The sequence below is a fragment of the Bradyrhizobium sp. CCGUVB23 genome, from assembly GCF_024199885.1.
Taxonomy (GTDB): Bacteria; Pseudomonadota; Alphaproteobacteria; order Rhizobiales; family Xanthobacteraceae; genus Bradyrhizobium.
On record NZ_JANADQ010000001.1, the window covers coordinates 6,941,580 to 6,965,462 of the forward strand.

The 23,883-nt window shown below is 63.0% G+C and carries 26 protein-coding genes; 12 read left to right on the forward strand and 14 right to left on the reverse strand.

The features are described 5' to 3' along the window. Positions 1-6 precede the first annotated feature (6 nt). Positions 7-1,326 (reverse strand): MFS transporter, encoded by a 1,320-nt coding sequence (locus tag NLN62_RS32130; RefSeq protein ID WP_254111467.1) that lies wholly within the window; start codon positions 1,324-1,326, stop codon positions 7-9. Positions 1,327-1,446: 120 nt separating this feature from the next. Next, the gene (locus NLN62_RS32135; RefSeq protein ID WP_254111468.1) at positions 1,447-2,331 is read right to left on the reverse strand and encodes a GntR family transcriptional regulator; all 885 of its coding nucleotides are present in this window, start codon (positions 2,329-2,331) and stop codon (positions 1,447-1,449) included. A gap of 304 nt (positions 2,332-2,635) precedes the next feature. Here NLN62_RS32135 and NLN62_RS32140 point away from each other — a divergent pair, with 304 nt between their 5' ends. The 4 genes from NLN62_RS32140 to NLN62_RS32155 all read left to right on the forward strand — a co-directional run bounded on the left by NLN62_RS32140 (position 2,636) and on the right by NLN62_RS32155 (position 7,971). Further along, positions 2,636-3,712: a lactonase family protein gene (locus tag NLN62_RS32140; RefSeq protein WP_027528403.1), complete on the forward strand. Its 1,077-nt coding sequence runs from the start codon at positions 2,636-2,638 to the stop codon at positions 3,710-3,712. Positions 3,713-4,071: 359 nt separating this feature from the next. Further along, positions 4,072-4,686 carry a TetR/AcrR family transcriptional regulator gene (locus NLN62_RS32145; protein ID WP_254111469.1) on the forward strand — a complete coding sequence of 205 codons (615 nt, stop codon included), beginning with the start codon at positions 4,072-4,074 and terminating at the stop codon, positions 4,684-4,686. Between the two features lie 14 nt (positions 4,687-4,700). Next, positions 4,701-6,566 (forward strand): adenine deaminase, encoded by a 1,866-nt coding sequence (locus tag NLN62_RS32150; RefSeq protein WP_254111470.1) that lies wholly within the window; start codon positions 4,701-4,703, stop codon positions 6,564-6,566. Positions 6,567-6,579: 13 nt separating this feature from the next. Continuing rightward, on the forward strand, positions 6,580-7,971 hold the full coding sequence (locus NLN62_RS32155; RefSeq protein ID WP_027528406.1) for an NCS2 family permease: 1,392 nt from the start codon (positions 6,580-6,582) through the stop codon (positions 7,969-7,971). Positions 7,972-7,979: 8 nt separating this feature from the next. Here NLN62_RS32155 and NLN62_RS32160 read toward each other — a convergent pair whose 3' ends face one another. Continuing rightward, positions 7,980-8,201 carry a hypothetical protein gene (locus NLN62_RS32160; protein ID WP_254111471.1) on the reverse strand — a complete coding sequence of 74 codons (222 nt, stop codon included), beginning with the start codon at positions 8,199-8,201 and terminating at the stop codon, positions 7,980-7,982. 349 nt (positions 8,202-8,550) lie between these two features. On the opposite strand from NLN62_RS32160, the gene NLN62_RS32165 reads away from it, so the two are divergent. After that, the gene (locus NLN62_RS32165) at positions 8,551-8,739 is read left to right on the forward strand and encodes a hypothetical protein (RefSeq protein WP_254111472.1); all 189 of its coding nucleotides are present in this window, start codon (positions 8,551-8,553) and stop codon (positions 8,737-8,739) included. 15 nt (positions 8,740-8,754) lie between these two features. Here NLN62_RS32165 and NLN62_RS32170 read toward each other — a convergent pair whose 3' ends face one another. From NLN62_RS32170 to NLN62_RS32180, 3 genes are all read right to left on the reverse strand, one after another. Then, on the reverse strand, positions 8,755-10,128 hold the full coding sequence (locus NLN62_RS32170; RefSeq protein ID WP_027528409.1) for a VWA domain-containing protein: 1,374 nt from the start codon (positions 10,126-10,128) through the stop codon (positions 8,755-8,757). A 5-nt stretch (positions 10,129-10,133) separates the two neighbouring features. After that, on the reverse strand, positions 10,134-11,081 hold the full coding sequence (locus NLN62_RS32175) for a MoxR family ATPase (protein ID WP_027528410.1): 948 nt from the start codon (positions 11,079-11,081) through the stop codon (positions 10,134-10,136). Positions 11,082-11,226: 145 nt separating this feature from the next. Continuing rightward, on the reverse strand, positions 11,227-11,427 hold the full coding sequence (locus NLN62_RS32180; protein WP_027528411.1) for a hypothetical protein: 201 nt from the start codon (positions 11,425-11,427) through the stop codon (positions 11,227-11,229). A 225-nt stretch (positions 11,428-11,652) separates the two neighbouring features. Between NLN62_RS32180 and NLN62_RS32185 the strand changes: the two genes are divergently transcribed. Beyond that, entirely contained in the window at positions 11,653-12,627 is a 975-nt protein-coding gene (locus NLN62_RS32185; protein WP_254111473.1) for a quinone oxidoreductase, read from the forward strand. A 40-nt stretch (positions 12,628-12,667) separates the two neighbouring features. Here NLN62_RS32185 and NLN62_RS32190 read toward each other — a convergent pair whose 3' ends face one another. Both NLN62_RS32190 and NLN62_RS32195 read right to left on the reverse strand, forming a co-directional pair. Next, positions 12,668-12,943, reverse strand: coding sequence for a hypothetical protein (locus NLN62_RS32190; RefSeq protein ID WP_254111474.1), 276 nt, complete (start codon positions 12,941-12,943; stop codon positions 12,668-12,670). A 117-nt stretch (positions 12,944-13,060) separates the two neighbouring features. After that, positions 13,061-13,672, reverse strand: a complete 612-nt coding sequence (locus tag NLN62_RS32195; protein WP_027528414.1) for a S24 family peptidase — start codon at positions 13,670-13,672, stop codon at positions 13,061-13,063. Between the two features lie 171 nt (positions 13,673-13,843). Here NLN62_RS32195 and NLN62_RS32200 point away from each other — a divergent pair, with 171 nt between their 5' ends. Next, entirely contained in the window at positions 13,844-14,365 is a 522-nt protein-coding gene (locus NLN62_RS32200) for a GcrA family cell cycle regulator (RefSeq protein ID WP_254111475.1), read from the forward strand. Positions 14,366-14,424: 59 nt separating this feature from the next. Beyond that, a complete protein-coding gene (locus NLN62_RS32205; protein ID WP_254111476.1) occupies positions 14,425-15,006 on the forward strand; it encodes a hypothetical protein in 582 nt (193 codons plus the stop codon). 131 nt (positions 15,007-15,137) lie between these two features. Here the strand turns inward: NLN62_RS32205 and NLN62_RS32210 are convergent, their stop codons facing one another. After that, positions 15,138-16,136 (reverse strand): DUF3592 domain-containing protein, encoded by a 999-nt coding sequence (locus NLN62_RS32210; protein ID WP_254111477.1) that lies wholly within the window; start codon positions 16,134-16,136, stop codon positions 15,138-15,140. A gap of 134 nt (positions 16,137-16,270) precedes the next feature. Further along, positions 16,271-16,627 (reverse strand): hypothetical protein, encoded by a 357-nt coding sequence (locus NLN62_RS32215; RefSeq protein WP_027528417.1) that lies wholly within the window; start codon positions 16,625-16,627, stop codon positions 16,271-16,273. Positions 16,628-16,827: 200 nt separating this feature from the next. On the opposite strand from NLN62_RS32215, the gene NLN62_RS32220 reads away from it, so the two are divergent. The 3 genes from NLN62_RS32220 to NLN62_RS32230 all read left to right on the forward strand — a co-directional run bounded on the left by NLN62_RS32220 (position 16,828) and on the right by NLN62_RS32230 (position 18,402). Further along, positions 16,828-17,292, forward strand: coding sequence for a hypothetical protein (locus tag NLN62_RS32220; protein WP_254111478.1), 465 nt, complete (start codon positions 16,828-16,830; stop codon positions 17,290-17,292). A 456-nt stretch (positions 17,293-17,748) separates the two neighbouring features. Continuing rightward, entirely contained in the window at positions 17,749-17,931 is a 183-nt protein-coding gene (locus NLN62_RS32225) for a hypothetical protein (protein ID WP_027528419.1), read from the forward strand. 129 nt (positions 17,932-18,060) lie between these two features. Further along, complete coding sequence (locus tag NLN62_RS32230; RefSeq protein ID WP_027528420.1) at positions 18,061-18,402, forward strand: phasin; 342 nt, start codon at positions 18,061-18,063, stop codon at positions 18,400-18,402. A 282-nt stretch (positions 18,403-18,684) separates the two neighbouring features. Here NLN62_RS32230 and NLN62_RS32235 read toward each other — a convergent pair whose 3' ends face one another. From NLN62_RS32235 to NLN62_RS32250, 4 genes are all read right to left on the reverse strand, one after another. Further along, positions 18,685-19,002 (reverse strand): cytochrome c, encoded by a 318-nt coding sequence (locus NLN62_RS32235; protein WP_254111479.1) that lies wholly within the window; start codon positions 19,000-19,002, stop codon positions 18,685-18,687. A gap of 292 nt (positions 19,003-19,294) precedes the next feature. Continuing rightward, positions 19,295-19,675: a hypothetical protein gene (locus tag NLN62_RS32240; RefSeq protein WP_254111480.1), complete on the reverse strand. Its 381-nt coding sequence runs from the start codon at positions 19,673-19,675 to the stop codon at positions 19,295-19,297. Between the two features lie 116 nt (positions 19,676-19,791). Beyond that, positions 19,792-20,622, reverse strand: a complete 831-nt coding sequence (locus NLN62_RS32245) for an alpha/beta hydrolase (RefSeq protein WP_254111481.1) — start codon at positions 20,620-20,622, stop codon at positions 19,792-19,794. 121 nt (positions 20,623-20,743) lie between these two features. Continuing rightward, positions 20,744-22,540 carry a ShlB/FhaC/HecB family hemolysin secretion/activation protein gene (locus NLN62_RS32250; protein ID WP_254111482.1) on the reverse strand — a complete coding sequence of 599 codons (1,797 nt, stop codon included), beginning with the start codon at positions 22,538-22,540 and terminating at the stop codon, positions 20,744-20,746. Positions 22,541-22,671: 131 nt separating this feature from the next. On the opposite strand from NLN62_RS32250, the gene NLN62_RS32255 reads away from it, so the two are divergent. Beyond that, on the forward strand, positions 22,672-23,832 hold the full coding sequence (locus NLN62_RS32255; protein WP_254111483.1) for a FecR domain-containing protein: 1,161 nt from the start codon (positions 22,672-22,674) through the stop codon (positions 23,830-23,832). Positions 23,833-23,883: the final 51 nt, after the last annotated feature.

Genomic DNA, 23,883 nt, shown 5'->3' on the forward strand with positions numbered 1-23,883 from the left:
ATCCGATCAGGCGTGTTGCTCGGCAGCCTGCGTCTGCGCTTCGTCCGCGTCCTCCATTCGGGCGAACCAGGTCATCAGGAAGGACACAAACAATAATCCGCTGAGGAACAGGAGCCCGCCATAGGTGCTGCCGGTGGCGTCCTTGATTGCGCCGATGGCGTAGGGGCCGGCGAAGCCACCGAGATTGCCGATGGAGTTGATCGCCGCGATCGACACGGCTGCGGTCGAGCGCGTCAGGAACAGCCCCGGCAGCGACCAGAACGGCGACTTGAAGGCGTAAATGCCGGCAAGCGACAGCGAGATCAGTGTCATGGCGACGGCGGGCTGTACCGCGAGCCCGGTGAGCGCAAGCGCCACCGCGCCCCACAACAGCGGAAAGGCGGAATGCTTCTGCCGCTCCCCGGTGCGGTCGGAATTGCGCGACCACAGCACCATCACGATCGTCGCAAAGGCATAAGGCAGCATGGCGGCGAGGCCGATCTCGAAATTCGTCAGCGAGGACGAGAGGCCTTTGATGATCTGCGGCATCCAGAGACCGATGCCGAGATTGCCGACCTGGTAGATGAAATAGATCACCGACAGGAACAGTACTTTTGGGTTGGTGATCGCGGCGACGATGCCGAGATGCTGAACGTTACGGCGGCCGGTTTGGTCCTTGCGCAGCTCCTCGGTAAGCCAGTCGCGCTCCCGCGGCGTGAGCCATTTGGCCTGCTCGGGGCGATCGGTCATGATGAAGTAGTTGACGATTCCGGCGACGATGGCGGGGCCGCCTTCGAGCAACAGCATCCAGCGCCAGCCGCTGAGGCCAAAGCCTCCGACGTGGTCCATGATCCAGGTGCTTAGGGGCGCGCCGATCAGATAGGACACAGGAATGGCCGCGGTGAACAGCGCGACCGTGGTCGCCTGTTCCTTGGCGCGGAACCAGTAGGTCAGATAGATGATGATGCCGGGAAAGAAGCCGGCTTCGGCGACGCCGAGCAGGAAGCGCAGGATATAGAGCTGCGTCGCGCTCTGCACGAAGGCGCTCGCGGTCGCGACGATGCCCCAGCTGATCAGGATGCGCGAGATCCAGATACGTGCGCCATATTTGTTCAGCGCGATGTTGCTCGGCACCTCGAACAGGAAATAACCGATGAAGAAGATGCCGGCGGCAAAGCCAAAGGCCTCGCTCGACAGCGCGAGCTCCTTGTTCATCTGAAGCGCCGCATAGCCGATATTGGCGCGGTCGAGATAGGAGATGACGTAGAGGCTGAAGCAATATGGCACGATGCGCCAGGACACCTTGCGCATGGTGGATTGCTCGATGGTCGCTGCGGTGGCGGACATTGACGGCGTTCCCTTGCTGCGTTTCGTCGGGGCTTGTCGGCAACGCCACAACCTTCCCCGCAGGCGGGCGCCTTGCGGGCATATATGCATTTTATATAATAAAGTGCAATATGGTTGAAGTCAGACCTTTGGGACCTTGATCAGGCCAGCGCCCTCGATGTGGACGCGAAGGAAGTCTGACGCCTCCTGGCGCAGGCCTTTTTCCAGCAATGTCAGGATGTTGATGTGCTCGCGGCACTGGATGGGGAGACGGCTGCGGTCCACCGTGATGCGGTACTCGACCAGCCGCCGCAGCCGGTTCACGCGCTTCACCGCATCGAGGAAGAACGGGTTGCGCGCACAGCCGACCAGCATTTCGTGGAACTCGGCATTGGCGGCAAATATCTCCGAGCGCGAGGCGCGCTTGTAACCGCCGTCGAGTAGCCATTGCTGCTGCTCGCGCGCGGCCGCAAACGCCGCGCGATCGATCTCGAAGCTCGGCAGCAGCAGGGCCTGTGGCTCCAGCGCGACGCGCAGCTGATAGCCCTGTTGATAGCTCTCGCGCGAGGTCAGGAGCGGGCCGAACGCCCAGCCATTGCCGGGCAGGCGCTCGATCCAGCCTTCATCGGCTATTTTGGTGAGGATCTTCAGGAGGCGTGTGCGGGAGAGGCCGTAGCGGCGCATCAGCTCGTTCTCGCTGACCTTGTCCGGGAGGTTTCCGGCCAGCCGGTCCTCGGCGATGGCGAAGTACCACTCGTCCTCGCGCTCCGGTTCGGCGTCCTCCGCATCCGGCAGATCGGCGAGCTCAGTGGCGCTCTTGACCAGGAAGAAGCCGCGATTGGGCTCGGAGCGGACGACCTTCATGTCTTCGAGGATTTGCAGCGCCGCATTGATCGGCGCGCGCGAGACCCGCAGCGCATCCGCCAGCATCTGGCTCGGCAGATGCTGATCGGCCCGCAAGCCGTTGGCGCGGATGTAGTCGAGGATCCGCGCAGTCATCTGGGTCGCGAGATTGGGGCGGGGCATGGGGCGACTCGGGTTGGTCCTCTCCTGAAGAGATGTCGCTTACCGGCGCGGACTGTACAAGCGTGGCGGCCCGCCGGTTCTTGCGTCTTGCCTAGAATTGTGTTTTAAAAAATAAAAAGCAATATGGGGAGGGGCCGTGACACCTAAGAATTCTATTGCGCGCCCTACGTCGTCGCTCCGCGCTGACGGCGCACCTCTGTCGCGGCGCATGTTCGCGGGCCTCGTCGCCGCCGGCGCGGTGAACGCTGCATGGCCTGGCGCATCCGCGTTATCTCAGACACAGACGTCCCATCCGGAGGACAACATGCTCGAAGGCTCTCACTCATTCGTCTATGTCGGCGCGCGCACGACGAAGGAGCGCAACGCCCGTGGCGATGGGCTCAACGTCTATGCGATGGACAATGCGACCGGCGCCTGGCGCCACGTCCAGCTCCTCGGCGATCTCGTCAATCCGTCGTTTCTCACCTTCGATCGCACGCGACGCTTCCTCTACACGGTGCATGGCGATCTCAGCGATATCACGGCTATGGCGATCGACCCAGTGAGCGGCAAGCTCGCCGTGATCAACCGGCAGGGCACGGAAGGAAAGAACCCCGTCCATCTCGCGATAGATCCCACCAACCGCTTCGTGGTGGTCGCCAACCACATCACGTCCACGTTGGCGCTGCTGCCACGGCAGGACAACGGTTCGCTCGGTGCCGTGATCGATCTCGTCAAGGTGGAGGGCAAGATCGGCCCGCATCGCGTCGAGCAGCCCTTCGCCAAGCCGCATCAGGTCGAGTTCGATCCATCAGGAGCGTTCATTGTGGTACCGGACAAGGGCCTCGATCTCGTTTTCACCTACAAGATCGATGCTGAGAAGGGAAAGCTCGTGCTCGCCGGCAACCCGGTGCAGGCGCGGGAAGGAGCGGGGCCGCGCCACGTGGCGTTTCACCCACAAGGGCGGCTCGCCTACGTCGTCAACGAGCTCGACTCGACCGTCGCGGCCTATCATTTCGATCCCGCGACCGGTGCGCTTGCTCCATTCCAGATCGTCTCCGCGGTGCCTGACGCGTATACGGGCAACAGCCGCGCGGCCGAGATCGCCGTATCGGCCGATGGGCGCTTTGTCTACGCCTCCAACCGTGGCGAGAACAGCATCGCGACCTTTGCAATCGATCAGGCGACCGGCCGCCTTTCGTCCGTCGGCTGGATGCCGAGCGGCGGCAAGACGCCGCGCTTCTTCGCGCTGGCGTCATCGGACGACTTCCTGTTCGCGGCGAATGAGGACACCGACACGGTCAATCTCTTCAAGCGCGATGCCGCCAGCGGCCGCCTCGTTGCGACGGCCCAGGTTGTCCATGTCGGCAGCCCGGTTTGCGTTCTCTTCAAAACGGGTTGACTGGGTGCGCAGACGCACGCTGATCAGTCGCGACGTCACACCTTGCGCCGTCATTGCGAGCGCAGCGAAGCAATCCAGAGTGTCTCCGCGGAGGGGTTCTGGATTGCTTCGCTGTGCTCGCAATGACGATGTTGATGCATTGAGCACCGGCCTCATGCCGGCCCCCCGTGCAACGGCGAAGTCATTGCCGCTGGAGACGCCGGAGCGTAGCTCGGGCCTGGAGGAGTACACCTTCGCCCATCGTTGCAGCGCGGGGTGCCTCAAATCTCGGCTTGACCGCTGAAATCGCCCGATGTCAGACTTATGACATGAATACAGCAAAGCGACACGGGTCGAGCCTCCGCGACGAGTACGCCGAGATGACGCGGCAACGCATCGTGGCGGCCTTTGTCGAGACGCTGGAGGACGAGGCGGCCGACGACATCTCGATGGCTGCGGTGGCCAAGCGCGCCAAGGTTGCCGAGCGGACCATCTATCGCCACTTCAAGACCCGCGCGGAGCTGTTCGCGGCGGCCGGCGAGTGGATCGAGAACAACGTCTTCAGCTACATTCCCTTCACATCGCCCGACGAGCTGCCGGATATCTTCCGCAAGCTGTGCAAGCGGTTCGACCGCCATCCGCATCTGGCGCGCGCCATTGCGATGACGCGGGCCGGCCGAAGGGTGCGCGCCGGCTTCCGGCGGCACCTGATCGAGCAGCATCGCAAAGCGATGGCGCCGCTGGTGCTGCATCTTCCTGCGAAGGAGGTCCGGCAGGCGGAGGCGCTCGCGTCCTATCTCAACAACGTGCTGGCCTGGAATGCGATGCGCGAGGACTTTGGCATGTCCAGCACGGATGTTGCCGACGCGATCGAGTGGGCGCTCACGACCCTCTTGAAAGATGTCCGTCAGCGCGATGCTGCTGGTGCGGCGCGCACCGGCAAGGCCGGCAAATCATCGCGAAAGCGAGCCACGGCTGCGAAAGAGCCGGCGTAGAGTGAGGGCAATGCATGAATGCGATACCCGACGATCTCCTGATCAACGCGCCCGACGAGGTTCGCATTCGCCAGGACCTCGTCCTGACGGCGCTCGGCCGTCGCCCCGCCGATCGATCCTTGCGGGTCGCCAGGTTGCTCGACGTCCACAGCCGCACCTGGAGCGAGGATCAGGAGATCGTCTTTAGGGGACGGCGCATCGCGTGGGTCGGGCCCGCCGGGGGCTACCCGGGCGAGGTCCGCGAACGCGTGCATCGGCCGGATCTTGCCGCCGTGCCCGGCTTCGGCGAGGTGCACAAGCACATCGAAAGTTCGCATCTGACGCCGGAATGGGAGGCGGCGCTGGTGCTGCCGCATGGCAATACCTGGACCTGCGAGGCGAGCCACGAATTCTCCAATGTCAACGGTGCACGCAATCTCGAATTCTGGTTCGAGGCACGCCGCGGCGGCTCGCCGCTCAAGATCTTTCCGCAGCCTGGCTCGGCCGTCCCGCCGACGGCTTACGAATGGGGCGGCGGCTGGTATGGCCGCGACGAGCAAGTGCGCTTCATGGGCGAGAGCCTGATGGTCACCGGGCTCGACGAAGTCATGGACTGGCCCGCGGTCTGGAATCCCGACAATCCCTCCTACAAGCGGCTCTGGGGCATGATCGAGGCGACGTTCGCGGCGCGCGGCGTCGTCGAAGGCCACGCGTCGGGCTTGCGGGATCTGCCCTCCATCAACGCTTTTGCCGCAGCGGGGCTCGCCTCCGACCACGAGGTGCAGACGCCGGAAGAGACCTGGGACAAGCTCACCCGGGGCCTGTTCGTCGAGCTGCGCGTTTACGCGATGGACGAGATCGTCAAATGGCTCCTCGCCAGGGGCTTGCAGGACTGGTCGCAGATCGCGTTCACCACCGACGACCGCAGCGCCAGCCACACGCTCGAGCTTGGCGCAAGCGATCACAATGCGCGCGTCGCGATCGAAGCCGGCCTCGCGCCGGAAATCGCGATCCAGTGTCTCACCATCAACCCGGCGCGGCACATGCGCCTCACGCCGTTCGTCGGCAGCCTCGCCCCGGGCCGCTTTGGCGATGTCGTGCTGCTCTCGGACGTATCCAAGCTCAGCATTGCCGAGGTGTGGGCCGATGGCGTGCAGGTCTCCGACGGCAAGCGCTACCTCGGCGAGGTCCCCAGGATCGAATGGCCGGAATGGGCGACCAAGACGGTCAATATCAAGCGCACCGTCAAGCCCGAGGATTTCGCGCTGTCGGCCGAGCCCGGCCGTACCACGATGAAGGCGGCCGTGATCCGTCCCTTCCATTGGCATCCCGAGTTCTACACGCTCGAATTGCCGGTGCGTGACGGCGCCGTGCAGCGCGATGAGAGTGAGGCCATTACCAAGTTCGCCATCGTCGACCGCTTCTCCGGCGATGGACGGGTTGCAAAGATGTTCTGGCGCGGCTGCGGACCGCGGACGCCGGAGACGGCGCTGGCCTGCTCGGTCGCGCATGACAAGCACAATATCTGGGTGGTCGGCTCGTCCGACGCGGCGATGGCCAAGGCGGTGAACGCGCTGATCGAGCTTCAGGGCGGATGGGCGCTGGTGCGCGAGGGTGAGCTCGTTGCGACCGTACGCTTCGAGGTCGGCGGGCTGATGAGCTGTCGCTCGGCGCAGGCGCTCGATGCCGAGATGCAGGCGCTCTACGCCGAGGGCCGCAAGGTCGACTGGATGTATGAGCCGACCTTCCGGCCGCGCTGGTATCCGGGATTCCCCGAAAGGCTGATGTTCGCAACGCTGACCTGCGCGCCCTGGAGCTGGGTGCTGGTGGCGCCGTGCGAGCAGGCGCCGCTCGGGTTCATCAATGTACAAACCGGTGAAGCGCACCCGGTGGTCTGGTAGGGGAGTGACTGGGATGAACGAGATGACGCCGCCGCAAGCCGCTTCCGCAGAGCCGGCGCCGCGCGCCGGCGCAGGCCCGCTCGATCGCATCTTTGGCCTCACCGAGCGCGGCACCAGCGTCGGGCGCGAGGTGATGGCCGGCGCGACCACCTTCGCGGCGATGGCCTATATCATCGCGGTGAATCCGGCGATCATGTCCAATGCGGGAATGGATCGCGCCGATCTCGTCAGCGCCACGGCACTTGCCGCGATCTTCGGCTCGGTGATGATGGGCCTGTGGGCCAACCTGCCGCTCGCCGTTGCGCCGGCGATGGGCTCGAACGTCATCTTCACCTATGTCATCGTCAAGCAGATGGGCATGCCCTGGCAGGGTGCGCTCGCCATGGTCGCTTTCACCGGTGTGCTGTTTTTGATCCTCAGCTTGTCGAAACTGCGCGAGAAGGTTGCGAAGGACGTTCCGGAAGCGCTGAAGATCGGCATCCAGGCTGCCGTCGGCACGCTCATCGTCTTTATCGCGCTGCGCGGCGCCGGCTTCGTGGTGCAGAACCCCTCGACCTACATCGCGATGGGATCACTGCGCAGCCCGCCGGTGCTGCTGACGCTGTTCGGTCTCCTGTTGACGCCGGTGCTGGTGGCGCGCCGGGTGCCGGCCGCATTGATCCTCTCGATCGCGGTGCTGACCCTGATCGGCTTCTTCGTTCCCGGTGCGAACGGGAAGATGGTGACGTCGGTGCCATCAGCCATCATGTCGTGGCCGCGCTGGCCGACCAGCACCTTCATGGCGCTCGACGTCGGCTATCTCTTCAGCCATTTCGTCGTCGCGCTGCCGCTGCTGTTCTACTTCCTGTGCGCCGAATTCTTCTCGACGCTGGGCACGCTGATCGGCGTCACGGGCGCCGCCAATCTGCGCAAGGCGGATGGTTCGATTCCGAATGCTACCGCGGCGTTTGCGACCGACGCGACGGCCTCCATCGTCGGCCCGCTGCTCGGCACCTCCGTCGTCACGGCCTATATCGAGTCCATCACCGGCGTGCAGGCTGGCGGCCGCACCGGCCTTACTTCAGTGACCGTCGCGGCGCTCTTCTTCCTCGCGCTGTTCTTCTGGCCGATCTTCGTCATCATCCCGCCGCAAGCCACCGCGCCCGCGCTGGTGCTCGTCGGCGTCTTGATGATGCAGGGTCTCGCGCGCATCGACATGACCGATCTCGTCAATGCGGTGCCGATTGTGCTCACCCTGCTGGTCACCGTGCTGACCAACAATCTCATCAACGGCATGGCGCTGGGGACGCTGAGCTACATCGCGCTGGAGGTGACCATGGGGCGCCGCGCGCAGATTCCGGCAATGGTCTGGGGGCTGGGTGTCGTGTTCATCACCTACGCGATCGTGATCGCGCAGATATTCTGAAGGCAGGGCTACGCCGCAAGATCCAGCAGCCGGCACGATCCGCGCACCAGCACCTTGCGGCCGGATGAAGTCATGTTGGGGACGCCGTCCCTGATGGTGACAAGGCCGAGTTTGACGAGGTCTTCGACCGCATGGGCCTTCGAAAGACGATACTGCGAAGCCGGACAGCGCAATGCTTTCAAGATTTCCCACTGGTCCGGCGAAAGATCGAAGTCGAAATCGTCGTTCATGTTGCCTCGAAATATCTGGCCGTTCGTGCACCGATTAGCGGCGCAGCATGAAAACCATGCGACGACAATGAGTCGGGAATTCGATTAGTTGTTTAGAACATCTCTTCACAAATTGCCGCAGATCATTTGCGCCACAATAGTTAAGATCGCGCGCATGCGGATATCGTCCCGATATTCGATCACCTCTTGATGATCCGGAGTTGATGGTGCGTTGCGAATTGCCGCAGTGCACGGGAAGAAGGGTTGCCCCATTCCGCGCTGCGATGTGCACAGGAAAATGAGACAAGCCGTTCAAGACTCTGTTACGTTGACTCGCGGGGAATGACTTCACGCGGCAGGAGTGGAGTGCATGAACAGGCTGGTGGAAATTCGCGGGCAGGAATCCTTTTGCCGGGAACGGGCGGCGCTGGATTCCAATCGCCGGGGTTTCTGGCTCGCGCAGGCGGAGGAGTGGGAGCAGCGCGCGCTCGACGAGATCGCCTATCACTTTCGCGAGTGCAATCTGGCTCACGGCGATTTGCACGCAATCGCCAGCTAGCGGACCTTCACGGGTTTACTGATAGCTTGCCACGATATCTGACACGGCGCGCTCGAGCTGTTGCGCGGTGGCGCATTGTCGCACCACGCTGCAAAATGTCGCGTAGCGCGGCATCTCGGAGTCCCCAAAACCCCAGACCATGCGGCCCTCCGGATTGAGCCAGACCAGCCGCTTCGAGCGCTCGGAGATGCGCCGCAAGATGTCGGCGCGCGGATCGAGATTGTTGCTGCGGGCGTCGCCCAGCACGATGACCGTGGTCTGCGGCGTCAGCGTGCTCATGAACTCATGCTCGAAGTCGTCGAGGGAGGAGCCGTAGTCGGATGAGCCGAAGCCGACCTTGGACATGATCTCGGCCATCGCAACTTCCGGCGAGTTCGATTCCAGGATGTTGCTGACCTCGATCAGATGCGAGGAGAACGCGAAGGAGCGGACGTCGTCGACCACCTCGTGCAGCGAGTGGATCAGCAGCAGGAAGAAGTCGGAGACGCGGGCAACCGAGCCCGAGACGTCGCACAGCGCGACGATCTTCGGCCGGTCGCGGTGCTTGCGCTTCCAGGCCGTGAGGAACGGCACGCCGCCCCAGGCGGCGTTGCGGCGCAGCGTGCGGCGGACGTCGAGATGTCCGCGGCGCTGGCGCTTGCGCGGCTTGGAGTAACGCTCGCGCAGGCGGCGCGCGATCTTGCGGATCAGCGCGCGCATCTCTTCGACCTGGCGCGGCTCGATTCGGGCCAGCGGCGCATTGCGCAAGATCTCGTTGCGCAGGTTTTCGGCCTCCTCGCGCGCATAGAGCGCGAGACCCTGCGAGACCGTGTCGCGGACGGCTTCGCGCAAGCCCTCGAGCGCTGTACGCAGACGCTCGGCGAGCGACGGGTTGGCCGCGGTCAGGTCGTCGAGATCGTCGCGCAGGCGCTGAAGGCCCATCGCGTCGAGGATGCGGCCAGAAAATATCCCGCGCTGGGTGGCGTAGCGGATGTTGGACAGCGACGCCGCGCCGGCCGCGCTGGCAATGGCGGTCGCGATCGCGTTGCGGTCCTGCGACAGAAGCATTTGCGCCAGCGGACCCAGGCCTTCGGTGGGCTGACCGCCGCCCGCGTCATTGGCCGCGTCGGGTGAGGGCGGCTGACCGTCCTTCGAAGACGCATCATTGTCGTTGGCCTCCTGCTCCTGCCGCGGCTCCGGCTGGCTGAAGAACAGATCAAAGCAGTCGCCGAGCGCGAGCTTCTCGTCCTGCGACTTTGCCAGCGTCAGCAGCAGCGCATCGCGCAAGATGTCGCGATCGGAAAAGCCGACCTGCGCGACCGCGCGCATCGCGTCGATGCTTTCGGCGGGCGAGACGTGGACGCCGGCGCCGCGTGCCGCACGAAAGAAGCGATGAAGGTTCTCCCGCATCGGCGTCAACCGAAGACGTTGGACCGCGCCGCCTTGGCAATGAACGTCGTGACGTGGGGCGCCGCCGCCTCGATGTCGGCCTCGTATTTCAGGAGCACGTTGAGCGTGTCCTTGACGATCTCGCTGTCGAGCTCGCCGGCCTGGAGCAGCACCAGCACGCGCGCCCAGTCGATGGTCTCACTGACCGACGGCAATTTTTTCAGGTCCAGCGTGCGGATCTCGTGGATGAAGCCGACCATCTGCCGGCGCAGCGTCTGCGAGATTCCGGGCACGCGGCTCTCGACGATGCGCTCCTCGAGCCGCTGCTCGGGAAAACCGATGTGCAGGTGCAGGCAGCGCCGCTTCAAGGCGTCGCCGAGATCGCGCTCGCTGTTGGAGGTGAGGATCACCGTCGGCGGTGTGATCGCCGAGACGGTGCCGAGCTCGGGAATGGTGACCTGGAAATCGGACAGGATCTCCAGCAGCAGCGATTCAAACTCGGCGTCGGACTTGTCGATTTCGTCGATCAGCAATACGCAGCCGCCGGGCTGCTCGAGGGCCTGTAGCAGCGGGCGCGGTTCGACGAACTCCTTGGAGAAGAACACGTCGCCGAAATCATGCAACTGGTCGAGCGCGGCGTGCAGAGTCTGCGCGCCGCCGAGCACTTCGCCGAGCTTGTCCTTCAGGATCTGGGTGTAGAGAAGCTGCTTGGCGTATTTCCACTCGTAGAGCGCCTTGGCCTCGTCCAGGCCCTCGTAGCATTGCAGGCGGATCATCTTCATGCCGCGCCAGGCGGCGATCGCCTTGGCAAGCTCGGTCTTTCCGACGCCGGCGGGACCCTCGACCAGGATCGGCTTCTCGATCTGTTGCGACAGATAGACCGCGGTCGCGATCTGCCGGCTTGCGATATAGCCTTGCGCGGCGAGGCCGCTCTCCACTGCCTCGATCGAGGTCGAGGCCTTCTGATCAGCCACGAATGGGCGCTCCCGATGGTCTTTTCGAGGCTTGTTCTGCCCCCCTTCCGGACAAAGAACAAGCCTCGATTATCGGGGAACACATTGCGCTGACGGCATTTTTCCGTTCAGCGCAAATACGCGAGCGCAGGCTCGGGTGTCTCGATCAGTGACGCAGCAGCTCAGGTTTCCGGATGGTCTGCCGCAACTCGCCGCCGCAATCGGCGCATTCGTAGACGAAGTCGATCTTAGCGAGGCTCCAATGCGGCTCGACCTCGCGCACATACATTGGCAGGAACCCCATGCAGCTTGGGCAAATTACAGGCGCGATCTCGATGTCCTGATGATGCTGTACATAGGCTGGCATCTCGGCTCTCCTTCGCAGGCGACCACCAAACCCCGCGCAGAATCTACCGCCGGTGGCGTAAGCGCCATCATCAACTCTTTCGAACAGAGGCGGAACGGCGGGCGTTTGTCCACCGCTGTGACATTCTTGTAACGTCTCTGTACTGTAACGGGCGGACTAAATGCCTATTTCAGAGCCCAACCCGCTTCTTCGGCGAACACTCCAACAATAAGGGAGCAAAAACCCATGACGCATGCCATTCGTTTTCACAGGACCGGAGGTCCGGAAGTCCTGGTTTGGGAACAAGTCGAGGTCGGCAAGCCCGGTCCGGGTGAGGCGCGCATCCGTCACACCGCGGTCGGTCTCAATTTCGTCGACATCTACAACCGCTCGGGTCTCTATCCCGCGCAATTGCCGAGCGGGCTCGGCAGCGAGGCGGCCGGTGTGGTCGAGGAAGTCGGACCCGGCGTGACCGATTTGAAGCCGGGTGATCGCGTCGCTTATGGCGCCTCGCCGCTCGGCGCCTATTCCGAGGCGCGGCTGATCCCGGCCGACCGGTTATTGAAGCTGCCCGATGGCGTCGACGACAAGACCGCGGCGGCGATGATGCTGAAGGGACTCACGACGCAGTATCTGATCCGCCAGACCTATCGCGTGAAGGCGGGCGACACCGTCCTGCTGCATGCGGCTGCGGGCGGCGTCGGCCTGATCCTGAGCCAGTGGGCGAAGCATCTCGGCGCGACAGTGATCGGCACGGTGAGCAACGACGATAAGGCCAAGCTCGCCAAAGCTCACGGCTGCGACCACGTCATCATCTATACCCGCGAGGATTTCGTGAAGCGCGTCGACGAGATCACTGGCGGCAAGAAGGTGCCGGTCGTCTATGATTCCGTCGGCAAGGACACTTTCCTGAAGTCACTGGACTGCCTCGCGCCGCTCGGTGTCGTCGCGCTGTTCGGCCAGTCCTCCGGCGCGGTCGAGCCGCTCAATCTCGGGCTGCTCGCGCAGAAGGGCTCGCTCTACGTTACCCGTCCGACGCTCTTCACCTACGCGGCAAAGCGCGAGAACCTGGTGGCGATGGCGGGTGAGCTGTTCGACGTCGTGAAGTCCGGCGCGGTCAAGATCGAGGTCCACCAGACCTATCCGCTGAAGGATGCGGCGAAGGCGCATGCCGATCTAGCTGGACGCAAAACCACGGGATCGACCGTGCTGCTGGTGTGATGCCAGATCGGATGGTGAGGCAGGCCGCTTGCGGCCTGCCTCACGTCCGTTCGTGCTTGCGCAGGTCGCGGGCATGATCGAAGCGGGCCGCCCGGAGATCGACCTCGTCAGGCGCCACCTCAGGCAGCGCGGCCTGGGTGAGGATGTCCTCGGTCACGTCCTCGACCGCGGTCCCGCTGATTTCGTGGATGAAGCAGATGTTTCCATATTCACCGGAGGCGACGCGCGAGACGACCTCGCGCCGGGTGACTTCGGGGTCGACGACCGCTTCGCGGCCGCGGCGACCATAGTCGATCATCACGACGAAATACTGCATCCAGATTCCCAGCCCGCCTCAAGGCGAGCCGCAGTATTTCTGAAAATAAGAATATAGTCAAGCCTCGACTTCCAAAAATCGGAAATCGAGGCTCTGTGGTCTCGGGCAGGCCGCGCGTTACTTGCCCTTGCCTTTGCGTGCGCGGGCCGACTTGGCACGCAGCCGCTCGAGCTGGCCCTTGGGCATGGTGAGGCAGATTTCGCCGACCCACTCCAGCTTCACGCCGACGATCGGCTTGGCGTTGAAGCTGGCGAGATTGACGACCGAGGGGGTCTTGCCTCGTTCGATGGTCTTCAGATAGCGCTCCCCCGTCTTCAGCCGGACCACGGCCTCTTCGCCATAGAAGCTCGACAGCGGGAAACGCTGCTCCTTGTAGACCACGATCACGTCGCCGTTCTCGTACTTGGGCAGCATTGAATCGCCCATGACCTCGAAGGCGACGGTCTCCTCCATGATCGGGAAGGGCAGCACGATGTCGCCCAGTCCTTCCGGCGGGACCTGCTCATATTCCGGCTCGATCACGGCGCCGGCGCCGACCCGGCCCATGATCGGCGAGAGATTGAGCTCAAGGTATTCCATAATCGGGAGGATTTCCGACGCCTTGACCAGGCGCTCGCCGCCGAGGATTTCGGAGACCGCGCCCGGTCGGACGCCCATGGCCTGGGCCAGCCCGCCCTTGCTCTTGCCTGACCGCTTCAGGCCCCGTTCGATCATCGTCGCGTCCAGCATGGTGATTTCCCTCGTTTGTCCAGCTTCGTGACAACCTTAAACCGAAATTCGGAATTATCTATTACGAATATCAGAATTCTAGATTGACATTGTATTCGGAATATCGGAAGGTATGTCTCGCCTCAAGAACGTCGTTCGGACCAGATGGGGCGCATCACAGGGCAAGACAGCATGGAACCGGGCAACTGGGCGTCGGAGCATTCCGACGCGCTGCGCGACTATTTTCTCAAGCGATTGTCTTTCGCGGAGATCGGCAAGGAGATTAACGCAAGATTTGGAACGAATTACAGCCGAAACGCGGTGATCGGGCGGGCCAAGCGGATGGGGCTCGCTGCGACCAAGCAGATGCCAGCTCCGCCGATCGCGCCGCATCTGCCGAATGGATTGTTCCCGCAGCTCTGGCCAAACCCTGCGGGGAAAGGCGAGGCGTTCAAGCCGCCCCTCGTGCCGGCCGAACCGGTCAAGCTGCGCTGCGTCGGGATCCGGCCGCGGCTGGTCCCGTTGCTCGCGCTCGAACCCGGCGACTGCCGCTATCCGTATGGAGGGGACAAGGACGGGGAGCTGATCGCCTTCTGCGGTCATCCCCGGCGCCCGGGCTCCAGCTATTGCACGCCCCATTTTCACCTGACCTCCGGGCCCGACACGGCGCGAACGACCGGCCCGGTCATCCTGCGGCTCGTCGCGGCCGCCTGAACCTGGCCGCCCCGTGCTGGGAATCCGATTTTCATCGTTTTGTGTCAAGGAGTATCCAAGTGGCACGTGCCAAACGCAGCAAGACCTTTCGCCTGGGAGGGATCTACGAGCGCAGGTCACGCGACCTGCCGCTCCACGCCGAAGTGGCGGAAGTCGAGGTCGATAATCCCTTAGGCCTTGATCCCGGCGAGAAAATCATCGCGCTGCGCTCGATTCGCCACGATCCGTTGGGCCGGCTCCATTCCCATCACCAGATCGACGAAGCGCAGTACCGCGGCGGCCGTGCATTCCAGAACGACTGGGAGAAGGCGGAGCGGGGGCCGCAGGCGGTCGATCCGAGCCGCGAATATGTCGACGGCACCCTCGGCCGTGAGCCCGTCACTGAGAGCCAGCGCCAGGCGGTGTTGCGGCTGAACCGGATCGAGCGCGAGCTCGGCACGGACGGTGCGGCGCTCGTGCACGACGTTTTGGTGCTCGGACTGACAATGGAGCAGGTCGGCGAACGCCGCGCCGTGCGCAGCCAGCGCTGGAACGACTATTTCTCCAAGAGGCTGCAGGAATGCCTCGATCGGCTGGCACAGGTCTACGGCTTTGCGACTGACGGCGGCACGACGAGCCCGCTCGGCGCCAAAGCGCTGTGAGATCTTCATCGCGCTTCAGGTTTGTTGTTCGAGCATGATCTCCGCGCAAACGCGTTCCGCGTTTGTTGCGAGAGAAAACCACGTCATACTTTGCGCTAACGCTGCCCTCCGGTTCCGGATCATGCGCTAGCTCAGGAGAAGCTGGCACGAACGAAGATCCAGAGCAGGGCCGTTCCAACGGCGAAGCTGATTGCGCCGAAGATCAGCGGCGCGAACGAGCCCTGGCGGCTTTCCGGCTCTAGCACGGCATGGGACGGCCGCCGCGGATCGTAATGGACCGTCACGGCCTGGCCGGGCGGATATTTGCCGGCTGCGTTTTCGGCGAGCTCGCGAAGCCCATAGATGCCGGTCCAGCCCCAGTTTGGGCGGACGCCGACGAAATCCCGATTGCCGACGTGGTAGGCGTAGCGGAGGTCGACCTGGTAGCGGTGGATCTTCTTGACGCGCGTCCGGTCGTCGTCGCTGCGCTCCTCGATCATCTCCTCGATCACGCGCGAAGCCGTCACCGTTCCCGGAATGGTCGGCCAGCGCAGGCTTGCGGTGGCGAGCCGGCGCATCCGGACGAAGCCGAAAATGGCGGCAACGGCCGCGGCGAAAGCGAGTGCCGGAAGCAGGAAGGCGAACAGAGGCACGCCGCCGGCGGCATAGAGCACCCGGCCGGTGACCGCGTGCGCGATCAGAACGGCTGCGATGATGCCGAACGTCACGGTGAGGGCGATCTGTGCCGAAAGGTTGCTGACCTGCGAGGGATCGAGGACGGCATTGCCGGGGTCTTTCGGATCGACGTGAACGTCGACCACGGCCCCGACCGGATACTGCGCCGCCTGTCGCATGGCGAGCGTTCTCGTCGTCATTGCCGTGCCACCGATCCTCGTCCTGTCGCTCTCGAACTCCCGGCCGCCGACCCGATAGCGATAGCGAACGAGCGGGGTTGCATCGTCCAGGTCATCGGATACGTGCGCTGACGGCGCTTTCACGTCCGATGCGATGATGACGCCTTCGACGGCTATCCAGCTGGTGGCGGCCTGGAGACGGCCACGCAGGCGAAGCAGGTTGAATAGCATGCCGCCAAACATCAATGTGCAGATGCCGGCGCCGATCTGGGTCCAGAGCAATTGCGTGCTATCCACGGTATGCGCTTTCTCGCTTGAGGAAGGGACAGGGACAGTCCGGCGCCGCTTTTTGTCGACATGCCCAAGAGCGCGAAGAGATTGGATGAATCGTCATCGCGCTCTGGGTTATCGTTCGAGCGTGATCACGCATCTCACGGATGCGGCATGATCTGGTACGGCGTCGTGTAGGGTTCGACGCGGAGCGAGGCGTTGGCCAGCAACCCGATCTTGGCGGTCGGCGCCTGCTGCAACTCGCCGTTCTGGCCGCGGTGGACGTTGTATTGCCATACGGTGAGATCGCCCTTCTGCGCCAGCGCATGGGCCACCGCGCTGGCGTCGGTGCCGCCGAGCGCCTGGAGCTCTTCGGCGTTCAGTCCGATGACGATTTCGTCCTTGACGGTGACGATCTTAAACAGGTTCATCTTGGCCTCCTGCGCCCATGCGCCGTGTGATGCGAGAGTGAAAAGCGCAACCGCCGCGCCCTTGACGAGATCGCTGCGAGAAAGCATGCCGTCTTCCCTTGCTGGACACGCGCCCGAATCGTTGGTCGAAAAAGTCAGCCAGGGCGCCCGTGATCTGCGTGGCCGTGTCGCACTGGGCCTTTGGTCGCCCGCTTGCGAATGACGGTTCATGTCTTTGAAAAATATCGTTGTACGTGAACCGCGAGGCGGCGCCCCGCGTCCAAGTACGAGAATGAGGGGACCATCAGATGAAATTCGCCGGCGTCGTTTGCTTTCTTGCTTCTGTGGTTGCGGCCAGCATCGCTCACGCAGCTGACCCCTCCTACGTCGGAAGCTGGAAATTCACGAGCGCGGTGGTGGCGCCTTGGGCTGATCCGCAGCACAAGCCCGACAGCGCCGAGCAGGCGCGGCTGATGGGCAAGATGGTCCTCGTCAAGGCCAAGGAAATCTTGGGCCCGCGCCCCTTCGCGTGCGCCAAGCCGCAGTACAAGCTCACCGACTACGGCGCCGACATGATCTTTCAGGGCGCTTTCGACGAGATGCAGCACTCCAGCAAGAAGGCCGATCCGAAGGCGCTCGCCGCCTCGCTCGGCTTCACCGGCGACAAGATCAAGACGCTAGAAACAGGGTGCGAGATCGATTTCCACTTCGTGGATGATGCGACCATCGAAGCGGGCCTCAACGACTACGTCTACACGCTGAAGAAGCAGTAGCCCGATCAGTTCGCGGCCCCCGGCGTGGACTCCGTGCCCTGCCGGTCCCGAACCGGGGCGCAATCCCCCAAATCGAAATAATATGTGCGCATCGTGCCCCCCGTTCCCCGTTCATAATGGGAAACAAAATAAGCCGCGTTGTCGCATTGACGCAGATCAAGCCAAGGTGCAGCTATGACCTGCTGAATCCTGTCGCAGGCGGGGGTGGACCAGGTCCGTCATCCGGAATTTGCCGAGGTGCGGTGACGATGAAGCAACCCTCTCCCAGGAGTTTGGCTTGCCGGAAGGGTTGTTCCTTGTCATAATTGCAACCTCATCGGGTCCGCCCGATCCGTTGCGAGCATGCGGTTTGGCGGTCCGCCCGCGGTCGCCCGGCCGAGAGCTGTTCATGTCCGAGGTCCGGTTCTCGAATGACGTCTGCCGTCTCACGAAGGCCGTTCCTTTCATAGGTGCGAGATGAAAAACCTCAATTTCGCGACTGAATTGCACCTGAAGCTGGGGGCGCCTGCGAGTCAAACCGTCGAGAGCCTGCGACTGCTCCGCGCATTTCTCAAGCTCGCGCCGCGGCAGCGTTTCGAGGTCATCAAGCTGGTCGAAGACCTCACCACCGAAGAGATTCCCGAACATCCGCTTTCGTGAGGCGAGGTATCGCCCGTCGACGTCCGAACCAGAACCGACCGCCCCAGGGATCCCTGACGCCAGCCTAGCCGCTGGAATGCGATCCGATAAGTGTGATAAATCAGTTAGGGACAAGGGGAGGACGGCGACATGATCGAACCGAAGCTCGAAGTTCCGGCCGAATTGCGCGATCTGGCCGAGAAGACCATCGATCAGGCGGAGAAAGCCTTCGGCCTGTTTTTCGATGCTGCCACCAAATCGATGTCATCGGTGCCTGGAACCGGTACGGAGGTTTCCAAGCAGGCGCTTGCTTTTACCGAACAAAACATGAAGGCGGCGTTCGAGCACGCGCGCAAGCTGGTTCACGCAACCGATCTTCAGGAAGCCATGCGGATCCAGTCCGAATTCCTGAGAAGTCAATTCACCAACGCCGGCGAGCATATGCGACAGATCACCGGCAACCTGATGCAGCCCGGCAAAGGCAAGTCCTGAACCGCGGGCGGTCGCGCGTGCTCACAAATTGATCTTGCGTGAGAGCGTCGCGCAGAATTCAATCGCAGGGCAGGTCCATGATGGGCCACCGGATGAACATACCGTCCGCCGTCCGTCATCCTTTCTGCTGATCCCTGTCGGCTCAACCGGCAGGGATTTGCGTTTTGGGGCGCGTTGTCGTTTGAACATGATCTCCGCGCAAACGCGTTCCGCGTTTGTCGCGAGGGAAAACCGCTTCACACTCTAACGCAGCCCTCGTCGGCCGGATCATGCTCTCAGGTGCTACTGGCGCAGCGAGCCGATATAGGCGGCAATGTCGCCGGCCTCGATCCGGCTCAACGGGAAGTTCGGCATCTTCGGATGCGGATCGAGCAGGAAGAAGGCAAGCTTCTCCGGCGTGAAGTCGGGCCTGCGCGCGATGGCCGCAAAGGCGGGGACGTCCGCGCTCGCCTGTTTCTGTTCGCTCGTCACGACGTGGCAGCTCGCGCACCAGCGCTTTGCAAGATCGGCGCCGTGATCGGGATCGGCGGCGAAAGCCGGCGATCCGGACAGGCCGGCTGCCATGATCAGGGTTGAAAGCCGTCTGACAGGCGCTCGCATGGGGCGTCCTTGAACCATTTGTCCGGCGACCGTGCTCAACCGCAGCACGATCCGGGGAATTGGGAGAGGTCGATGCGGGCGATGATCGACCGGACCAGCCTGCGGGAGGAGCGGTAGAGGCGGCGAAGAAGGGCCGGCGCAGCCGCGGCGGGCAGCCTTAGACTTTGTATGTAGTGCGACATCTGGGCTTCCCCGACGCTCGAGGTTTGCCTTGTCGCGCGTTCGGCGCCGAGCCGCCTTGATCTGCCGCAAGCTGGCCTAGCTGGGACGTAAGCCACATTTGATGGCTGGACTATCCGAACAGCCAGGACTTGGGATTAGCGATTGGTTTGTGCTCGATGAGCAACAGGCTGCCCTTGACGACGCGGACCACTGACCAGACGAACCACCAGGCAAAAATCGGAAAGCCGATCAGCACCATGCACAGCGGAATGGCGACCGCGAGGTACGCCAGTCCGATCCAGAAGGTCCTGATCTGAAACTGGTAGTGCGAGCGCGGCACGGGGTCCGCATCGTCGATCTTCACATGCGCGATGATGACGCCGATCAGCGCCGAAATCCCGGTAAAATAACCCACGCCGTAAAGCACGTAGACAACGACGGCGAGGCTGTTGTCCGAGACGACGGGGCGCTGGTTTTCGTAAGGAAGTGTTATGGCCGCCTCCGTTGCCACGGGATCGAACTCTGCGAACGCCCATTAGGTCGCTCCAGCCATGTTCCCGGTTCAACAGACCATGATTATTGGAGAAAAAGGGGACCTCAGGCGTGCCCGTCGATTGACGAGTGAGCCTAGTAATCGCCTGGGTTCATGATCATCGGGCTCGTCGTATCGGTCGGCGCGAGCTCGCTGCTGGAGCTGCTGCGCAGGAACTGATCCAGCGTGGCCTGGATCTTCTCCTTCACCGAATCCGGGCCCCGGTCGCTCAACTCGGTGTGCTGGGCGCCTGTATTGATGATGTCGATGCCGCGCAATTTTGCCTGCTCGGGCGTTGGCAGGACGCCGGGATCGGTGACGAACTTCGGGTCCTTCGAGCGGAATGACAGGATCTTCAGGTGATCGCTGAGCACGAAGGGCACCCGCAGATTGTCGAGCGTGATCACCTTCGACACCAGCTCGGGATGCTGATGGGCGACATACATGGAGACGTCGCCGCCGTTGGAGTGACCAACCAGCGTGATGTGATCGTATTCCGCGTTCTCCTGCTGCTTCTTCAATTCGTTCAGGACGAAGAGGATGTTGGCCTCGCAGCGCATGTAAACGCCCTTGCGACCGACATAGGGCTGGCCGGCCTTGGTCATCAGGGGCGGATCGGTCGGCAGATCCTGCTGGATGCTGGCCACGAGATATCCGCGCGCGGCGAGCACGTTGGCGAGAAACGAATACTCGGTGGCCTTGACCGTGTTGCCGTTGCTGATGACGGCGAGCGGAAGCTTCCAGAGGCCGAGATTGGCCTTGGTCTCGTAGTCGCGGCGCACGGCGATGTCGACCGAGACCGGCCGCTGGCGCGCGGCATCGAACAGGTTGAGCGTCTCGTGGCGGATCGCGAACTTGCTCACGGCGACATATTCGCCCGCGGCAAGGACGCAAAGGAACGCCAGAATCGCGAAAGCCCTTTTCATCGTTTCATCCCGATCACTTTTCACAGAGGTATGATGGGGAACTCGCGGATCGAGCGATTGTGAGGGCGAGACGGGATTAAATTTAGGCAAGCTTGATCGCAGGCTAACGTTAGGCCGGAAACTAGATGCAGTTCGCCTTGCCGCGCTCCGGGCAGAGCCTGAAGGCACTCGATAGCGTGAACAGGAACCGCGCGTTCCGCCGCTCATTGTCAGGCGCGCGATAGCTGAGCGGAACTGCGACGGCGAGATCGGCTCGTAAATCGTCCCACAGGAACAGGCGTATGCCGGCGCCGGCGGATGTCAGCGACAGTCCGTCACTCAGCCGATAGCCATCGTTCCACACCGCGCCGGCATCGGCAAAGCCGTAGATCTGGTAGCCGGTCCAGTAGCGGAAGTTGACCGTCTGGTCGAAGCGGAGCTCGATCGATCCGGCAAGCCCATTGTCGCCACTGATTTCGGCGGCGCCATAGCCGCGGCCGAAGGCGGCGCCGCCGAGATAGAATTGTTGCGAGCTGAACAGCGGCCGGGATGCGGTCTGGCTTGCGCCTGAGAGCTTGATCGACCAAGCGTCGGTGAGGGTCTGATAGCGCGTGAACCAGGCGTTCAACACCGAGAAGTTCGCCGAGGCGCCGTCGCGCGACAGAAGGTCGTCGGTCCAGTGCGAGGCGCCGAAGATGTCGAGTCCCTGGCGGTAGGTCAGGGTCAGATAGTTGGTGCCGCCGAAGCGGTCCTGCAGCCGGTAATCCGAGGTCAGGCTCGCGGTCCTGATGTGGTCATTGTACCACGGCCCAAACATATCGTGCTCCGATACGTTGCTGAACGTTAAGGCCGAGGTGAGCGTGAGCGAAGATGCTTGCGACTGAAGCGGGACGATGCTTGCCCGTAGTTCGAAGGCTTCCGTCGTCGTGATGTCGCTGTCGAGGCGACGGGCATCGCCCGGCCGCACCGCGCTGTACAGGATCGAGGCGCCGAGCCGTACGCCGTCGACGCCGACCGGCGCGTCATAGGACAATCGTCCGAAGCCAAGCTGACGTGGATCGTTCGCGATCGTCGACAGGTTGACCGCCAGCGTATCGCCGGGCGCGAGGTAAGAATTGAAGGCGCCGGTCGCATAGGTCTGCCACGGTCCGACCGACGATGATCCAAGATTGTCCAGGCCGAACGAGCTGAAGATGTGCCAGGTCTTCAGGAAGACCGTGAGGCGGAAACGGCCGCTCGCGGTGCCAATCTCCTCGAGCGCGGTATCTGCGATCCGCACCCCCGGCCATCCGTTGATCAGATAAAGCTGGCGTTCGAGCGTGGCGAGGTGCGAGGGATGTTCGCCGAGGACCGGCCCCAGCATCGGACGGATGCCGAACTGCTCGGCGCCGTCGCCTTTCAAGTCGGCCTCGACGATGGAGCCTTCGATCACCCGGATTTGCACGCGTCCATCGTGGATGTCCTGCGGCGGGATGATGGCCCGGCTCAGATGGAAACCGGCGGAGCGATAGAGATCGCTGACGGCGCCGGCGATCGCCGCGAGGTCCGCCTGCGACACCTGCTTTCCAAGATACGGTTGCCAGGTGCTGGTGATCCGCTCACGCGGAATGCTGTCCGCACCAACGATGCTGACGTGGCGAAGCACGAATTGCGGCCGGGCATCGGCGCCGACGTCGGGCCGGCCGAGACTCGGTAGTCTTACGGGAGTGCGGCTGCGGGAGTTCTGATCGGACTGTGTGTCGAAATACTTTTCGGTCTGTCGCGGATCGAAGCCCGGCTGGTTGGCTTGCTGCGCGAGACCTTGCGGAATTGCCGCAAGAGTGGGCACAAGCAGGCCCATTAGGGTCACAAAATGTCTCCACCGGCGGCTCCATCGAGACCGCTCTCCGTAGTTCAACGGAGCCCCTTCGCGCGCATGGTAAGAGATCGTTAGGCTCATGATTTTTCATAGTTTTTTATGGTCAACGATTGGTTAACGGAGCGATGGAACTTGCCGGGACTCCGGCTAATCCTATCTTGAGACATCTCCGATAAATCTCAGGCCCGCTGTTCGTGGACTGAGGACTCATCATGCTCGGCAGAGATGGAATGCGGCGCACCTTCCTGGCTGCGCTAGTACTGGGATTTGCTTCCAACGCCTTTGCAGCGGACGGCGGTGTCTGGTCGGTCAGCAAGGCATCGGGCGACGTCTGGATCGCGACCGACGGCGCACAGCAGGTCTCGCTCAAGCAGGAAGAGACGCTGAAGCCAGGCGATACCATTCGGACCGGACGCAACGGGCGCGTGCTCCTGGTGCGCGGCGAGGAGACCATCCTGATCTCGCCGAATTCGGTCGTCGGTCTGCCGACGGAGCAGAAGGACGGGCTTTCGACCACCATCGTGCAGCAGGCGGGCTCGATCCTGCTCGAAGTCGAAAAGCGCAACGTCAAGCATTTCGAAGTCGAGACGCCCTATCTCGCTGCCGTGGTCAAGGGCACGCAGTTCAGCGTCACGGTGAACGCCGGCAGCACCAAGGTCGGCGTCGTCCGCGGGCAGGTCGAAGTCTCCGATTTCCGCACCGGTCAGATCGCACAGGTGATGCCCGGTCAGGCCGCGACGGCCTTCGAGCATGGCAAGCCTGGCCTCAACCTGAGCGGCTCCGGCACCTTCAATCCGATCGAGCAGGGCAAGCCGCGCGCGTCGACCATCGAGCGAGTGCCGGTGCCGAAATCGGGCCTGTCGGCTCCGCGCAACGCTGCGAACGGCCACAGCTTCCATGCTCTCGTGCACATCGAGACGGGCAAGGCGGCCGGAGCGGCTTCCAAACCCCTGCAGGCGGCTGGCGAGTCTCACGTCAAGCCGGGCGTGGTCCGCATCTCCAGCTCGCTTGGTGAGGTGAAGCTGAATTTCCACAAGGTGACGCACGGGCTCGCACGCGGATCGGTTACGACCGCCGCCGTCAGAAGTGCGTCAAGCTCCAGCACCGATACTGTCTGGAGCGATAGCAAGACGAGCACGACGACGGTGTCCAACAGCGCCACCCAGACGGCCGTGACGACGAGCAGCAGCACCACGAGCGGCAGCACGAGCACCTCGAGCACGACCACGACGACGGCTGCGACAACGGCCGGTTCGTCGAGCGATAATTCCAACAATGGCCATTCCGGCAATGACAAAGGCAACAACGGCAATGGCAACGGGAATGGCGGCGGCGACGGTAGCAACGGCCACGCGCATGGCCACAAGCATTGAGGCTATTTCGTAAGTGGACAAAGGGGGCGCGTCCGGATTGAGCCGGATGTG

What these genes read in the sequence shown, in the direction of transcription:
- NLN62_RS32235 (WP_254111479.1), bottom strand. Translation starts at nt 19,002, where the DNA reads ATGCGAGCGCCTGTCAGACGGCTTTCAACCCTGATCATGGCAGCCGGC.
- NLN62_RS32165 (WP_254111472.1), top strand. Translation starts at nt 8,551, where the DNA reads ATGAACAGGCTGGTGGAAATTCGCGGGCAGGAATCCTTTTGCCGGGAA.
- NLN62_RS32230 (WP_027528420.1), top strand. Translation starts at nt 18,061, where the DNA reads ATGATCGAACCGAAGCTCGAAGTTCCGGCCGAATTGCGCGATCTGGCC.
- NLN62_RS32180 (WP_027528411.1), bottom strand. Translation starts at nt 11,427, where the DNA reads ATGCCAGCCTATGTACAGCATCATCAGGACATCGAGATCGCGCCTGTA.
- NLN62_RS32150 (WP_254111470.1), top strand. Translation starts at nt 4,701, where the DNA reads ATGAATGCGATACCCGACGATCTCCTGATCAACGCGCCCGACGAGGTT.
- NLN62_RS32215 (WP_027528417.1), bottom strand. Translation starts at nt 16,627, where the DNA reads ATGCTTTCTCGCAGCGATCTCGTCAAGGGCGCGGCGGTTGCGCTTTTC.
- NLN62_RS32225 (WP_027528419.1), top strand. Translation starts at nt 17,749, where the DNA reads ATGAAAAACCTCAATTTCGCGACTGAATTGCACCTGAAGCTGGGGGCG.
- NLN62_RS32160 (WP_254111471.1), bottom strand. Translation starts at nt 8,201, where the DNA reads ATGAACGACGATTTCGACTTCGATCTTTCGCCGGACCAGTGGGAAATC.
- NLN62_RS32170 (WP_027528409.1), bottom strand. Translation starts at nt 10,128, where the DNA reads ATGCGGGAGAACCTTCATCGCTTCTTTCGTGCGGCACGCGGCGCCGGC.
- NLN62_RS32155 (WP_027528406.1), top strand. Translation starts at nt 6,580, where the DNA reads ATGAACGAGATGACGCCGCCGCAAGCCGCTTCCGCAGAGCCGGCGCCG.
- NLN62_RS32140 (WP_027528403.1), top strand. Translation starts at nt 2,636, where the DNA reads ATGCTCGAAGGCTCTCACTCATTCGTCTATGTCGGCGCGCGCACGACG.
- NLN62_RS32255 (WP_254111483.1), top strand. Translation starts at nt 22,672, where the DNA reads ATGCTCGGCAGAGATGGAATGCGGCGCACCTTCCTGGCTGCGCTAGTA.
- NLN62_RS32145 (WP_254111469.1), top strand. Translation starts at nt 4,072, where the DNA reads ATGACGCGGCAACGCATCGTGGCGGCCTTTGTCGAGACGCTGGAGGAC.
- NLN62_RS32195 (WP_027528414.1), bottom strand. Translation starts at nt 13,672, where the DNA reads ATGCTGGACGCGACGATGATCGAACGGGGCCTGAAGCGGTCAGGCAAG.
- NLN62_RS32250 (WP_254111482.1), bottom strand. Translation starts at nt 22,540, where the DNA reads ATGAGCCTAACGATCTCTTACCATGCGCGCGAAGGGGCTCCGTTGAAC.
- NLN62_RS32135 (WP_254111468.1), bottom strand. Translation starts at nt 2,331, where the DNA reads ATGCCCCGCCCCAATCTCGCGACCCAGATGACTGCGCGGATCCTCGAC.
- NLN62_RS32220 (WP_254111478.1), top strand. Translation starts at nt 16,828, where the DNA reads ATGAAATTCGCCGGCGTCGTTTGCTTTCTTGCTTCTGTGGTTGCGGCC.
- NLN62_RS32185 (WP_254111473.1), top strand. Translation starts at nt 11,653, where the DNA reads ATGACGCATGCCATTCGTTTTCACAGGACCGGAGGTCCGGAAGTCCTG.
- NLN62_RS32190 (WP_254111474.1), bottom strand. Translation starts at nt 12,943, where the DNA reads ATGCAGTATTTCGTCGTGATGATCGACTATGGTCGCCGCGGCCGCGAA.
- NLN62_RS32130 (WP_254111467.1), bottom strand. Translation starts at nt 1,326, where the DNA reads ATGTCCGCCACCGCAGCGACCATCGAGCAATCCACCATGCGCAAGGTG.
- NLN62_RS32200 (WP_254111475.1), top strand. Translation starts at nt 13,844, where the DNA reads ATGGAACCGGGCAACTGGGCGTCGGAGCATTCCGACGCGCTGCGCGAC.
- NLN62_RS32245 (WP_254111481.1), bottom strand. Translation starts at nt 20,622, where the DNA reads ATGAAAAGGGCTTTCGCGATTCTGGCGTTCCTTTGCGTCCTTGCCGCG.